The organism is Sneathiella sp. P13V-1 (assembly GCF_015143595.1).
Classification (GTDB): domain Bacteria; phylum Pseudomonadota; class Alphaproteobacteria; order Sneathiellales; family Sneathiellaceae; genus Sneathiella.
The window spans coordinates 79,900-93,004 of sequence record NZ_WYEU01000006.1 but is presented as its reverse complement, the minus strand read 5'-3'; the positions used below and the strand labels follow the sequence as shown (position 1 = coordinate 93,004).

The window sequence follows — 13,105 nt, the reverse complement described above, 5'->3', positions numbered from 1 at the left end:
TTATCGCTGTTCATTCATCCAGTTAGGATGTTCCCATACGGGTACATCTTCGGCGGGAAGGGCAGGCTTACCCAAAATAGTATCTGCTGCCTTTTCCGCCACCATTATGGTTGGTGCGTTCAAGTTTCCGTTTGTGATGGTCGGGAAAATCGATGAATCCACAACACGAAGGCTTCTAACACCCCTCACGCGGCACTTCGCATCCAAAACCGCCATGGGGTCTTCCGCGCTGCCCATCTTAACAGTGCAAGATGGATGATAAGCACTTTCAACATTTTCGCGAACCCAGGCGTCAATCTGCTCATCCGTTTGAATGTCCGTTCCAGGTTTAATTTCGTTCCCACGAAAAGGGCTAAGTGCATTCTGACCCAAGATTTCACGGGTCAGGCGGATACACGCGCGCCAATCTTCAATATCCTGTTCAGCGGTGAGATAGTTAAACCTGATTTCAGGTAAGGCGTCAGGCTTAGGGCTTTTTATATTTACGGATCCGCGAGAGGCTGGTTTGTTCGGGCCCACATGTACCTGAAATCCATCGCCTTTGAACGCAGCATTCCCGTCATATCGCATGGCGGCAGGCAAAAAGTGATACTGAATATCAGGCCATTTCAATCCAGCGCGGGACCTGATAAAGGCGCAGGATTCAAAGTGGTTTGTGGCACCAAGTCCTGACTTAAACATTATCCATTCCGCGCCGATAAGGGCTTTGCTGAACGGGTTGAGCTTTCGGTTGAGGGATATGGGCTGCGTGCATTCATACTGAAAATAAACTTCCAGATGGTCCTGCAGATTTGCACCAACACCGGGCGCGCTGAACTTCACCTCTACACCTGCCTGTTTTAAAGTATCCGCCGGACCAATACCTGATAGTTGTAGCAGTTGTGGGGATCCGATAGAACCCGCAGACAGAATGACTTCCTTATTGGCAGATGCGATCTGGATAGTTCCGCCTTGTTCAAACTCGATGCCCGTTGCGACTAATTCACCCTCTATTTCTTTTGTGATGATCCGCCGGGACATCCCCCCGGTCAGAACGCTTAAGTTACCCCGTTTCATGGCACGGCGTAGGTAAGCATTGGATGTTGAACTTCGAACCCCCTCTTTGACCGTCATATGCATGGGGCCGAAACCTTCTTGTCGGTATCCGTTATAGTCATCCGTATGACCATATCCGGCTTCTACGCCTGCATCGATAAAGGCCTGATATAGTGGGTTTTTCTGCATATTATTGCCATTACACGTACCCACAGGACCAGCCCCGCCGCGATATTCATCGGCCCCACCCATCCAACTTTCGGCACGTTTAAAATAGGGCAGGCAGTCCTCGTATGACCATCCGTCTGCGCCTTGTTCCTGCCACTGGTTGAAATCTTCAGCATGGCCACGTACATAAACCATCCCGTTAATGGAAGACGACCCACCAAGGGTTTTGCCGCGTGGTGTGTGAAGGGATCTGCCGTCCAAACCAACTTCATTGACACTATGAAATGGCCAACAAAACCGCTCCATGTTCATTGGATAAGACAGGGCGGTTGGCATTTGGATGAAGATATGTCGGTCGCTTCCGCCTTTCTCCAACAGGAGAACGCGGTTTTTACCATCTTTGCTCAAGCGATCCGCAAGTACGCACCCTGCGGATCCTGCCCCAACGATAATGTAATCGAAATTGAGTTCCATAATAATCAGTAACTCTCGGGCAGGTCGTCCAGTTCAACAAATACGCTCTTTAACTGCGTATAGTGATGCAGGGTTTCGATACCGTTTTCACGTCCGATCCCAGATTGTTTATAGCCACCGACGGGCATCTCCGCAGGGGAGTTTCCCCAAGTGTTGATCCAACAGATACCGGCCTTCATTTGGTTGATTACTCTATGAGCGCGTGAAATATCTTTGGTGAAGACACCAGCCGCAAGACCATAAGGGGTGTCATTGGCGCGTTTTATCACTTCCTCTTCGTTATCGAAGGGCATGACACACATGACTGGGCCGAAAATTTCTTCCCGGACGATGCTCATGTCTTCAGTGCAATCAGCAAAAACGGTAGGCTCAACAAAGTTCCCTTTCTCAAGGCCCTCTGTTGCTACGCGATGGCCGCCGCAAAGCAATCGCGCGCCAGATGTCTTCCCCTCTTCAATATATCCAAGGACTTTTTCCAGATGACCTTTTGAAATAAGTGCACCGACCTGGGTTGCTGGATCTTGCGGGTCGCCGACGATAAGATCCTCTGTACGCGTTTTGAGACGCGCGAGAAACGCATCATATATACTGCGCTGGACATAGACCCGTGTCCCATGGGTGCAAACTTCACCTTGGGTATAAAAGTTTGCGAGCATGGCCCCCGTGATGGCTTGTTCCAATGGGAAATCTTCAAAAATAATCAGCGGGGACTTGCCACCAAGTTCCATTGTCACCTGTTTGAGGCTCTGGCTACTATCCGCCATAACCGTCTTTCCGGTACCGCTCTCGCCAGTGAAGGAAACTTTCGCAATTTCCGGATGTGCTGTGAGCATTTGACCGACACGGTAATCTCCCTGAACTACATTAAACACTCCATCAGGGACGCCAGCCTCTTTGTAAATTTCTGCCAATTTCAATGCCGTAAGTGGTGTTTCCTCTGACGGCTTGAAAATCATCGCGTTTCCGGCGGCAAGAGCGGGGGCCGATTTCCAACACGCGATTTGAATAGGATAATTCCAAGCGCCAATTCCTGCGCACACCCCGAGCGGTTCGCGGCGCGTGTGGAAGGATTGAGAAGCGGAGAGTTGTTGATAATCGCCCTGTATCTTATCCGCAAGGCCCGCATAATATTCGATAACATCAGCCCCAGACATAATATCAACGATGTTCGCTTCTTGTAATGGCTTGCCGGTATCCTGAACTTCCAGCAAGGCCAATTCATCATTGCGCTCACGAAGAATTTGCACCGCTTTTAGCATGATACGGCCCCGTTCCACGGCTGGAAGGGCTGCCCAGATGGCTTGTCCTTTTACGGCACTGGATACGGCCGCCTCTATGGTCGCCTGGTCGGCTTGCGCGACGGTTGCAAGAACCTTACCTGTGGCCGGATTGCTTGTCTGAAAGACTTCTGGTGATTGCTGAGGCCAGTAATCGCCGTCAACAAAGCTGTGAATAATAGTCATGATGGGCTCAAATATGTTTATGGAAACCAGCTGTAATCCAGGTTTCTTTTGTCAAGTTTGCTTCGATGAATTTTAAGATAAGGCTGCGCGCGTGATCATGGTCAAAATCAGATGGTGACAAGGCGCTTCGAAGCCATATGCCATCGATAAGTGAGGCGACGCCGTGGGAAATAAAAACGGCCTGCTCGTGAGACACATGCTTCTTGAACTCATACCTTAAATAGGACAGCAGACGTTTGTTGTTAATCTGTTGAAGTCGGTAAAGCTCTGGTTTGTGCATGGCTTGGCACCAAAAAGTCAGCCAGGTCTTTGTATATCTTGGGTCCATTTGTTCAGGGTCGAAATTGCCGTCAATAATTGCCATGACCCTATCCGCAACATCGGCTGTTTCAGCTTCCTTTAGGCGGAGGTTAATTGCGTTGGAGAGCCTTTTCAAGACGTGCCGCATGGTCGCTTCCAAAAGGCCGGCCTTGCCCCCAAAATAGTGATTGATAATGGCAGGGGAGACGCTAGCGTATTTTCCAATCGCAGCAACCGAAGCATTATGAATGCCCACATCATTGATGACTGACATGGTCGCTTCAATCAACTGCGGGATCCGAATTTTAGGCATCCCAACTTTGGGCATCTTAATCTACTCTTTGTTAAATGAACGTTTAATTAAAAAACAGAAATCGTTTAACGAGTCAAGTATGTGACGAAGAAGAATAGACCATTATTCAAATGATGTGGACTGCCCTACTTATTTCATATTGGTGTACTAATTTGAGCTTTGTTTTGATCAGAGACGAGTTTCCTTTCAGTGAAAATTGACCTGCATGTGAGAACGTAATAAAATTCAATACTCTTTATTTGTGTGGAGGCGCGGTTGAGATACTGTTGTTTGGTTATATTGCCGGTTTTGTTATTCGGCGGATCAGCGATTGCGCAAACAAAGAGCGATTGCGGGGATAGTAGTATTCACTACGATTCCAATAGTACCCAAACACGCGAAGAGACTTTGAGGGCGATGGATCGCGCTTTATTTGATGCTCTCAACCGATATGATGATTGTATGACTGAGGATGCTCAGTCAGGCGGAGGTCAAAGCGCAAGCGGAGGAGGAGCTGGAAGTGGCACCTCTGATGGTGGGTCTGGAAGCGCGAGTTCCACTGCTTCCTCAGATTTGCAGGGAACAGAAACACCCAAGGTCGCGGTTGCACCGGCTGAAGCGGCAGAAGAAGAGGCAGAGGAGGGGCAAGTTCCTCAAGTTATGCCAAGGGTATTGCCTAACGGTAAAATACCCGATGATATACCGCCTGCTAATAATGACGACATTCTTCAGAAGAAGGTTCGCGAAGCAGCTATGAATGAGCCGGATCCTGAAAAAAGGGAACGTTTGTGGGAAGAATATCGTAAGTTGAAGGGGATACCGAACTCCTGATCAGGAGTTTCATAGGGGATAGGAATATGCGTGTAGTTATTGGCTGGGTTGCCATTTTTTGCTTTTTTCTAACCAGTTGCGTGACACCTGGTATGACGGGTTCTGTGGGACCCAAGACATCTGGTCAGCTTCGAAGTGAGGCCATTAAAACTGTTCCTAAAGCACAAACTAAACTGGACATTATTGTTCCCGTTTTTGATCCAGGTATTCCTCAAACAGATGAGGAAATGGCTGAAGCTCGCATTTGGCCAGAATTGCGACGGGCGGAAGCTGTGCGTTTCGCCTTAATGATGAAAGAGGAACTGGAGAAAACGGAACAATTTGGTGCGGTTCGAGTTTCACCCGACTCGGAAGCCACTGGTGATGTTTATATTCTCGGTAAGATACTTGAATCTAACGGAAAAGATGTTGGCATTCGAGTGGATGTCTACGATATTTCCGGATCTAAATGGTATACGAGCAGTTACGAACACGAAGTGAGTGAAAGGTTCCATAATAATCTTCGCAATAAAGGAAAAGATGCGTACAGCCCGGTCTTTGAAGAAGCTGCGAAAGATTTGGTGGAGCGCCTAAAAGGTGTTGATGGGACCGACCTTGCTCTTTTGCAAAAAGTTACCGAAATGCGTTTTGCGAATAACTTTTCGGAAGAAGCATTTAAGGAGCATTTGAAAGAAGAAGAGGGGCGCTTTGAGCTGGTCAGCCTGCCAAGTGAAACTGACCCGATGCTCAAACGTATTCGTGCGATACGGATCCGCGATCAATTGTATGTGGATAATCTTCAAACACATTATGAAGAATTCAATGCAAAGATGGAGGAAAGCTATACCCTTTGGCAACAGAAGGCCCGAGAAGAACAGGTTGCTTTTGAAGAAGCGGAATCTGCAGCCACAGCGCGTGCCGTTGCAGGGGGGCTGCTGATGATCCTCGCTATTGGTTTGGCAGCAGCGGCTGGCAACAGCAATAGTTCCGGCGGATCTGCTGCTGCGATGGCGGGTGGTTTTGCCGCAGGCGCAGGAGCCGTAGCCGCTTTCGGTGCAGCTTTCCGCAGCAATGAAGAATCCAAGCTTCACGCCGACACATTGGACGAGATGGGCGAATCCATTGATGCAGAGTTGGCACCACAGGTTGTTGAATTTGAGGGTAAAACCAAAGAGTTAACCGGTAATGCCGCTGAGCAGTTTTCAGAGTGGCGAGAATTTCTGAAATCAATCTATGAGCAGGAAAAGACGCCCGTTAAGCAGTTGTAAGTCGGCCTATGTTTGAAAATAAACTTGAAGAGGCGGCCAAAAGATCCCGGCAACAAATGTTGGTGGGCGGATTGATCATTGCGATCATCGCGCTGGCGGCTGCTCTTTTTGTTGTGATGCAAAGAGTTGAAAATATCGGCGTGACAGAAGGTATCAGCCCAACGCAGCAACCTCTTGAGGAAAAGGCTGAGAATTCTTCTTCAAAGATAATTTCAGAGAAGAAAGTACCAACTTCAAAAATCGTAAAAAAAGAAAAAGTCGAACCTCAGTATAGTCACAGCGATGTCTTGGAAATGATGACGCGCTTTGAGAAGGAGTTTGAGGAAACACTGAGTTCAGATTCATTTGGTAAGTGGGCTCCAGAACGTCAAAAAGAATTGCTCGGGAGTAAAAAAAAGATCGTTGATCAGTTGGCCCGGAAAAAAATAGATGATGCTTTTACTATAGCGGCTGATCTGCTTGAAAAATCCAGCAATGCAATTTCTGAATTCAACGGGGAATATCAATCAGCTTATGATAAAGCTCTATCTTCTTATCAAGCTGACAATTTCGAAGATGCTGACTTCAATATTAAACATGCGCTTGCTCTCAAACCGACCTCTCAAGAAGCTCTTGAGCTTCGGCCCAAAATTGAGCAGCTGCAAAAAATTGTTCCGCTGATTGAGCAGGCAGAAAGCGCTGCTACAGAGAATAATCTGGAGCAAGAGCGACTTCTTTCTCTTAAAATTGTAGAATTAGATCCTTCAAGAACTGCCTATGTGGAACGTGCGAAAGAGATCACTGAAATCTTAAAAAATCAAGCGTTTGAGAGAAGTATAGCCAGAGGTTATGAGGCTGCCCGAAAAGAAGATTTAAGAGCGCTTGATAAGGAATTGAAATTCGCTGAAAAGCTGTTTAAGGATCGCGCAGAGCTGCAAGAGCTTCGTGATCTAAAGAAGAAAATTCTGAAAGATCTAGCCTTTGAAGTTCTGATGAGTGATGCTGAAAAAGCTTTGGCGTCAGAAAACTGGCAGGCCGCATTGACCGCCTTTCAAGGAGCGCTACAACTAAGGCCCGATGACGGGACAGTCGCACAAGGAGTAGAGTTGGCGTCTGCTGTGCTAAAGCATGAAAAGGCAGTTCAAAACTTTCTTAATGAACCAGAACGACTGACAAATGAAGGAGTAAAGGCAAATGCGGAAGCGGCGCTGAAATCTGCTGCGGCTTTTACGTCACTTAGCAAGCAGTTAACCTACACTTCCAATTTGTTGAAGAAAAACATCGAAGACTACAATATGCCTGTTGAGATTGTGGTCAGATCCGACAAGAAAACGCATGTTTCCGTTAAGGGTGTTGGGCAAGTTGGTGTGGTTGATGAGTACAAAATCAGACTGAAACCGGGACAGTATGTATTTGAAGGACGGCGTGAGGGCTTTCGGGTGAAAGCCGTTTCGTTAAAGGTAAAGCCTGGTGACAGTGCCGTAGAGGTAGTTGTGATAGTCGATGAGCGAATTTAAAGAACAACTTGAGCAAGCCGCGCGCCGACAGCAGGTTTTGTTGGTTACTTTGGTTTCTGGACTTGTGGTCGTAGCGGGAGCCATTTTTATCCTGCTTTTCCTTTTGAAAACGACAATCCTCAAAATCACACCGGATGATGCGCGACCTCTCGCCAATGTCTCTGTAGAGGGTGGAATTGCGTTTTATGCAGGGGATACACTTTTTTCGTTCACCCGTTTTCCTGAAATCAGGGTTCAAGCCGATGGCTTTAAACCGTTGGAAAAAACAGTTGAGCCTGAGGAAGAAAATACGGTTCTTGAGATAGCCCTTGAAGAAAAGCCAGCCATACTGAAATTGCGGGTCGTTGCAAAATATACGGATGTGAGTTGGAGATTAAACGATACCCAATTTGCCTCGGGAGATGTTTTTGAACAGGAACTTCAAGCTGGGGATTATGATCTGGAAATTACTCATCCGTACCTGTTGCCTCACAAAGAGACACTAAAAGCAGGTAGAGGTGAGGTGATTGAAAAAGACATCCAATTGTCCTCAGTGAAAGGGACAATTGGATTGTCAGTGGATCCTGATGCCACATCGGTCACATTAAACGGAGAGCCGATTTCAAACTTACCATACTCTGCAGAGGTGGATGGGGGGAGCTATGATGTTGAGGTGGCTAAACAAGGATATCAGACGATCCGAGAAAACCTTGAAATCACAAATACAAGAACAGAAATTGTCCGCAATTATCGTTTAGAACTTCAACCGGCTTCTTTAAGAGTAAAGGTTTCTCCGGAGGATGGGAAGCTAACCCTCAATGGTAAAGAAATCTCGCCTGAGAAACGACTAACGGTGACACCGGGGCGTAACTACTACCTGAAATACACAAAGGAAGGGTATGGCACTCAGGAGCAAAAATTGGTTTTCAAACCAGCGGAAAGTAAGGACGTAGATCTATCGTTGAAGCTCCAAATCGGTGAGGTGCGGATCACTTCGACACCAGTGGCTGAAGTGATGATTGAAGGCAAGCCCTACGGAAAAACACCAATTACGCTTCGTCTGCCAGCGTACCGTCAAGGGGTGAAGGCCGTTCGGCAAGGGTATGCTTCGCAGACTAAGATCATCAAGCCTTCACCAAATGGACAAAAGAAAGTTCACTTTAATCTCAAAACGGAAAAAGAAGCCAAGCTTGCGGCTGCGAAACCAAAATACATAACCAAAGCAGGTCAGGTTATGGTCCTGTTTAAGCCTAATGAAGTTGTGATGGGGGCGCCGCGAGACCAGAAAGGACAACGTGCGAATGAGTTTATTCGCAAAGTTACTTTAAGGCGCCATTTCTATGCCTCTGAAAGCGAGGTAACGATTTCACAGTTCAGCGGATTTAAAAAAAGCGGGGGCAACGGTAACCTTCCTGTGGTCGGGATCGAGTGGAATACTGCAGCCGTTTATTGCAATTGGTTAAGCCGATTGGAAGGGATCTCTGAATTTTACAAGATCAAAAATGGGCAAGTTGCGGGCTTTGACAAGATGTCCAATGGATATCGGTTGTTGACCGAGGCAGAGTGGGAATGGCTTGCCCGCAAAGCAGGCAAGTCAAAGCAGACAATATTCCATTGGGGTGATAAACCTGTCGTTCCAAAGGACGCGGGTAACGTGGCCGATGAAAGCGCTAAAGGAAAAGCGCGGTTTTATATTCCAAACTATGTGGACAAATTTGCTGGCGTTGCCCCGGTAAAGTCCTTCCCACCAGAGAAATCAGGTCTCTATGATATGTTTGGAAATGTGTCTGAATGGGTGCATGATTACTATAGTCTGGTACCGCCAAATGAGACAGATAAACTTGTGGATCCGATGGGTGATGCTGAAGGCTATCAACATATGACCAAAGGCGCCAATTTCAACTCAGGTAACATGACGGAGATACGACCGGCCTATCGCGCACCTGCTAAAGAGGCAAAAGCTACGATCGGATTCCGGATTGGCCGATATCTTTACGGAGAAGAGGAATGAAACAGAAAATTCTGAAAGTGATTGTCACGATCGGGGCTGTTTTGGGGACAGTGATTTTGGTCGCGGGCATAACTAACGCTGCAACAGGTGGAAAGTTACTGGATCTCAGCTCCCCCGTTTCATTTCCGGTGGATATTTAAATGAAAAAAATAATCATCCCGTTACTGCTATTGGTTCTTTGCGCTGGATTTGTGCATTTGATTTATGAAGCCTATATCACGCCAGAAGCCACCAGATTGGTAGAAGCGGCCAAAGCTGCGGGTGAGTCTGCGCCGCAAACATTGACAGTTATCCTGAAAGACGTGGAACAGCAGATTTGTGTCACGTTGGCTTTGTGGTGCTTGTTGATTATGGCAGGTAAATTCTGGGCAATCTGGAACGACAGCCACATTTACTCCATCGATTTTGTCGGTGAAATGATTGGCAAAAGTGACGAGGAAAGCGATGAAAAGGATACGCTGCGCCAGACAATGCAGGAAATAGAAAAACTGCCACAGCGCTTTTTGGACACTCCTGTTGTTGAAACCCTTCTATCCAGCATTCGGCGCTATCTGATGACGGATGATGTTCACAATACATCAGAGGCGATCTCTCTCAGTGTGGATGGTCTTGCGATGCGTCAGGAGGCGGAAAACACCATGATCCGCTTCATCATTTGGGCTATCCCGTCCATCGGCTTTATCGGTACTGTTCGTGGTATTGGTCAGGCCCTTACTCAAGCTGATGAAGCGTTGGCTGGGGATATTACGTTAATGACCGACAGCCTCGGGGTTGCCTTTAACTCTACATTGGTTGCGCTCTGTGTTTCGGTGATCCTTATGCTTTTACTCCATGCGCTTCTCAGGTTGCAGGATGGACAGCTAATCCAAACGCAGACCTACTGCGAGAAATTTTTGCTCAATAGAATTAGCAAGTAAATCATAATGCGTCGTCGCCGCGAAACAGAAGGTTTTAACCTCTCTTTTCTGGACATCATGGCCTGCGGTCTTGGTGCAGCGGTTCTTATTCTCATTCTTCTAAAATTGCAGCCTGAGGAAGACCCCATCGATATCGACGCACTGATTAAGGAATTGGGCGCAAGGCAGGAACAAAAAGCGGCGCTGGATAAGGAAGCCTTGGGCCAAGAAAAGAAACTTTCCGAGCTAAAATCTGAACTTGCGAAATTGTTGCAGAACAATCAGGAACTTGCCAAGGAACTGCAAGACATATCCCAGACCAATGACGACATCAAAAAGGAAGTAGATGAAGTCAAAGAAAGGATCATCAATAAACCGCCCCTGAAGAAGGATGACGTCGTTCAATCAGATGAAGGCGGTGAAGAAGAGTACCTTATGGGATTGAAGGTTGAAGGTCGCCGAATAGCCTTTTTGATTGATACAAGCGCCTCCATGACGGATGAAAGACTGGTTGATATTATTGGGCGCAAAACTGGCAGTGATACAGAAAAGCAGAAGGGCCCAAAATGGCAGCGGACAAAACGCATTGTCAAATGGCTAGCCAACCGCATTCCCAAAGGATCAGAAGCCTATTTCTTGGGCTTTAGTGAGAAGGTAAACCCGATCGGGCCATCCGATTGGTTTAAGGGCGCTGATACATCATCAGTTCAGCAAGTCTTTGACGAAATGGATCAGATTGTGCCAAGCGGCGGCACCAATCTAGAAGGGGCGCTGGATGCTGCAAAAAAATTATCTGGCCGGCCAACAAACTACTATGTGGTGACAGATGGGTTGCCGACGAAAGGAACTTCCAATTTCAAGAGCCTGAACCCTTTTGCAAAATGTTCCGCTCTTTTCGGTAAATCGAGCACCATATCGGGAAATTGTCGATCACGGCTTTTCGTCCACACGGTTAAGAAGGCAGGTTTCACAAGGCGAACGCCTTTAAATGTGGTCTTGCTGCCCTTGGAGGGAGATCCGGAAGCGGCCCCTTTAATGTGGGCGTGGACCTATTCCACAGGGGGGCTCATGATTAGCCCTGCGGTGAGTTGGCCATGAAACGAAGAAACAGAAATACTGAGATATTCAGTCTGGCCTTTCTGGATCTGATTACCTGTGGGTTCGGCGCTGTTGTCTTGCTGATCCTGGTTGCCAAGCCGGGACAGGATGTCTCCAAAAGTTCTATTGAAAGTGCTGAGCAAATCGTTGCTGAAATCACGGCGCTGGAACAGACAATCGCCACACTAAAGAACCGGATTGATGATAAATCAGATGAGGTGGCAAAAACGGAATCTGCTTTAAGTGCAGGTGCCGATAAGAGTGCGGCTCTTGCCAGATCAAAATCTGACGCGGTCAAGAAAACAGCTGAAGCAAAAGACAGTTTGGAAGGTCTTGCGCTGGTAGAAGAGTCGCTTAACAGAGCGAGCATTAGTCCATCGTCGAACACCAAGAAACGAGATGACGAGGTTGGTGGCATTCCCGTTGATAGTGATTATGTTCTCTTCATTGTGGATACCTCGGGCAGTATGCAGTCCATTTGGGGACGTGTCATGTCGGAGATGCAGAAGGTTTTGGAAATCCATCCCAAAGTTAAGGGGTTTCAAATCCTGAATGATAACGGACTGCATCTGGTGTCTGCCTATAATGGCAAGTGGATACCAGATACAGATGGCCGCCGAAAAAATGTTTTTAAGCTCCTGTCTAATTGGCGGATTAATTCCAACAGTAGCCCGGTAGAAGGCCTTGGCGTTGCGTTGAAGAAGTATGCGAACCCTTCTTCCTCTCTTTCCATTTACATCATTGGCGATGAATATAGCGGTGCTTCCTACGGCACCGTCATTGACCAGCTGGAGAAGCTGAATACAAACCGGGTGAGCGGTAAACCGCTTGCAAAAATTCACGCAATTGGATTTATGTCTGTTGGCAATACAGGCCGGTTTGCGACCCTGATGAGGGAAGTTGCCAAACGCAGCGGTGGGACATTTCTCGGATTGTCGCGTTAGGTTAAGGTTCTCTGCCAAGGCGTCTGAGGGCGCGGGCGTAGGCACCATTTCTAACCGACCATCTTAACATGGGGGCAATTGTCTTCAGTGATTTGATACCGCGCATTTGGCGGTGAAGACTAACATCAGGATATAGATCTTTCGCAAAATCGGGGAGCAGATAATAAGCCGCAGCCATGGCTTGCCGTGCATAAAATCGTTGAAGTTCGTTTCCCACATTGGGGCGCGACAGTATTTGGAAAACCTCTGCGGTTCTGTCGTCATAAACCAGTTCCGGGATTTTCTTCTGCAAATACTCTTCAATTTCCTTAACGCTTGTCGGAACATTTTCTGCGCCCAATTCTCGTGCCACATGGGCATATTCTTTAAAATACCGATCCTGATCAGCCGGGGAGAGTTTGGGCGTGAAGAAAAGCTGTCGGGCATTTAAGAAACTATAAGATTCAGCCACATGCACCCAGGATAATAATTCGGGATCCATCGCGCTGTAAGGGCGGCCATCGGGCGCAAGCCCTTCGACTTTTTCGTGGATTGCCCGCACTTTGGCAATAAGGGTATTGGCATCTTCTGTGTTGCCAAAGGTGGTGGCAGCAACAAATTGGGCGGTACGTTTTAGGCGTCCAAGCATATCGTCGCGAAAGTTGGAATGGTCCCAGACACCCGCAAGGGCAAGCGGATGCAGCATTTGCAGCAGCAATGCAGAAAACCCGCCGGACAGCATAGAGGTGAAATCCCGATGAACCTGCCAGCAGGCACTGTCCGGGCCAAAAAGTCCCGGATCACCTTTGGGCATGTCATAGCTCACCCCTTTCAGGGTAATGCCGGTGTGATTGAAGATTTCCTTTTCAATCCGCTGTCTGACAAAATTAAT

12 protein-coding genes are annotated in these 13,105 nt (G+C 47.5%); 8 read left to right on the top strand and 4 right to left on the bottom strand.

Features of this window, described 5'->3' with window-relative positions; genetic code table 11:
• Genes betA through betI form a run of 3 tightly spaced genes read right to left on the bottom strand, consistent with a single transcriptional unit; the run spans window position 1 to window position 3,768 of the window.
• On the bottom strand, window positions 1–1,677 hold the full coding sequence (gene betA / locus GUA87_RS17615) for a choline dehydrogenase (protein WP_193717937.1): 1,677 nt from the start codon (window positions 1,675–1,677) through the stop codon (window positions 1–3).
• A 5-nt stretch (window positions 1,678–1,682) separates the two neighbouring features.
• Complete coding sequence (gene betB, locus GUA87_RS17610; protein ID WP_193717936.1) at window positions 1,683–3,140, bottom strand: betaine-aldehyde dehydrogenase; 1,458 nt, start codon at window positions 3,138–3,140, stop codon at window positions 1,683–1,685.
• A gap of 7 nt (window positions 3,141–3,147) precedes the next feature.
• Entirely contained in the window at window positions 3,148–3,768 is a 621-nt protein-coding gene (gene betI / locus GUA87_RS17605; protein ID WP_193717935.1) for a transcriptional regulator BetI, read from the bottom strand.
• A gap of 381 nt (window positions 3,769–4,149) precedes the next feature.
• On the opposite strand from betI, the gene GUA87_RS17600 reads away from it, so the two are divergent.
• The 8 genes from GUA87_RS17600 to GUA87_RS17565 are packed head-to-tail and all read left to right on the top strand — an operon-like array spanning window position 4,150 to window position 12,234.
• A complete protein-coding gene (locus GUA87_RS17600) occupies window positions 4,150–4,563 on the top strand; it encodes a hypothetical protein (RefSeq protein WP_193717934.1) in 414 nt (137 codons plus the stop codon).
• Window positions 4,564–4,589: 26 nt separating this feature from the next.
• Window positions 4,590–5,810, top strand: coding sequence for a hypothetical protein (locus tag GUA87_RS17595; protein WP_193717933.1), 1,221 nt, complete (start codon window positions 4,590–4,592; stop codon window positions 5,808–5,810).
• Between the two features lie 8 nt (window positions 5,811–5,818).
• Window positions 5,819–7,306: a hypothetical protein gene (locus tag GUA87_RS17590; protein ID WP_193717932.1), complete on the top strand. Its 1,488-nt coding sequence runs from the start codon at window positions 5,819–5,821 to the stop codon at window positions 7,304–7,306.
• Window positions 7,293–9,296, top strand: coding sequence for an SUMF1/EgtB/PvdO family nonheme iron enzyme (locus tag GUA87_RS17585; RefSeq protein ID WP_193717931.1), 2,004 nt, complete (start codon window positions 7,293–7,295; stop codon window positions 9,294–9,296). The genes GUA87_RS17590 and GUA87_RS17585 overlap by 14 nt, the downstream gene beginning before the upstream one ends.
• Window positions 9,293–9,436: a hypothetical protein gene (locus tag GUA87_RS17580; protein WP_193717930.1), complete on the top strand. Its 144-nt coding sequence runs from the start codon at window positions 9,293–9,295 to the stop codon at window positions 9,434–9,436. Before GUA87_RS17585 ends, GUA87_RS17580 begins: the two co-directional genes overlap by 4 nt.
• Entirely contained in the window at window positions 9,437–10,213 is a 777-nt protein-coding gene (locus tag GUA87_RS17575; protein ID WP_193717929.1) for a MotA/TolQ/ExbB proton channel family protein, read from the top strand.
• A gap of 6 nt (window positions 10,214–10,219) precedes the next feature.
• Window positions 10,220–11,290: a VWA domain-containing protein gene (locus GUA87_RS17570; RefSeq protein WP_193717928.1), complete on the top strand. Its 1,071-nt coding sequence runs from the start codon at window positions 10,220–10,222 to the stop codon at window positions 11,288–11,290.
• Window positions 11,287–12,234 (top strand): hypothetical protein, encoded by a 948-nt coding sequence (locus GUA87_RS17565; RefSeq protein ID WP_193717927.1) that lies wholly within the window; start codon window positions 11,287–11,289, stop codon window positions 12,232–12,234. The genes GUA87_RS17570 and GUA87_RS17565 overlap by 4 nt, the downstream gene beginning before the upstream one ends.
• A gap of 1 nt (window position 12,235) precedes the next feature.
• On the opposite strand, the gene GUA87_RS17560 is transcribed toward GUA87_RS17565, so the two are convergent.
• Complete coding sequence (locus GUA87_RS17560) at window positions 12,236–13,105, bottom strand: oxygenase MpaB family protein (protein ID WP_193717970.1); 870 nt, start codon at window positions 13,103–13,105, stop codon at window positions 12,236–12,238.

Excerpts from the sequence above, each read along its gene's own strand:
- betA (WP_193717937.1), bottom strand. The coding sequence starts at position 1,677 with ATGGAACTCAATTTCGATTACATTATCGTTGGGGCAGGATCCGCAGGG.
- betB (WP_193717936.1), bottom strand. The coding sequence starts at position 3,140 with ATGACTATTATTCACAGCTTTGTTGACGGCGATTACTGGCCTCAGCAA.
- betI (WP_193717935.1), bottom strand. The coding sequence starts at position 3,768 with ATGCCCAAAGTTGGGATGCCTAAAATTCGGATCCCGCAGTTGATTGAA.
- GUA87_RS17600 (WP_193717934.1), top strand. The coding sequence starts at position 4,150 with ATGGATCGCGCTTTATTTGATGCTCTCAACCGATATGATGATTGTATG.
- GUA87_RS17595 (WP_193717933.1), top strand. The coding sequence starts at position 4,590 with ATGCGTGTAGTTATTGGCTGGGTTGCCATTTTTTGCTTTTTTCTAACC.
- GUA87_RS17590 (WP_193717932.1), top strand. The coding sequence starts at position 5,819 with ATGTTTGAAAATAAACTTGAAGAGGCGGCCAAAAGATCCCGGCAACAA.
- GUA87_RS17585 (WP_193717931.1), top strand. The coding sequence starts at position 7,293 with ATGAGCGAATTTAAAGAACAACTTGAGCAAGCCGCGCGCCGACAGCAG.
- GUA87_RS17580 (WP_193717930.1), top strand. The coding sequence starts at position 9,293 with ATGAAACAGAAAATTCTGAAAGTGATTGTCACGATCGGGGCTGTTTTG.
- GUA87_RS17575 (WP_193717929.1), top strand. The coding sequence starts at position 9,437 with ATGAAAAAAATAATCATCCCGTTACTGCTATTGGTTCTTTGCGCTGGA.
- GUA87_RS17570 (WP_193717928.1), top strand. The coding sequence starts at position 10,220 with ATGCGTCGTCGCCGCGAAACAGAAGGTTTTAACCTCTCTTTTCTGGAC.
- GUA87_RS17565 (WP_193717927.1), top strand. The coding sequence starts at position 11,287 with ATGAAACGAAGAAACAGAAATACTGAGATATTCAGTCTGGCCTTTCTG.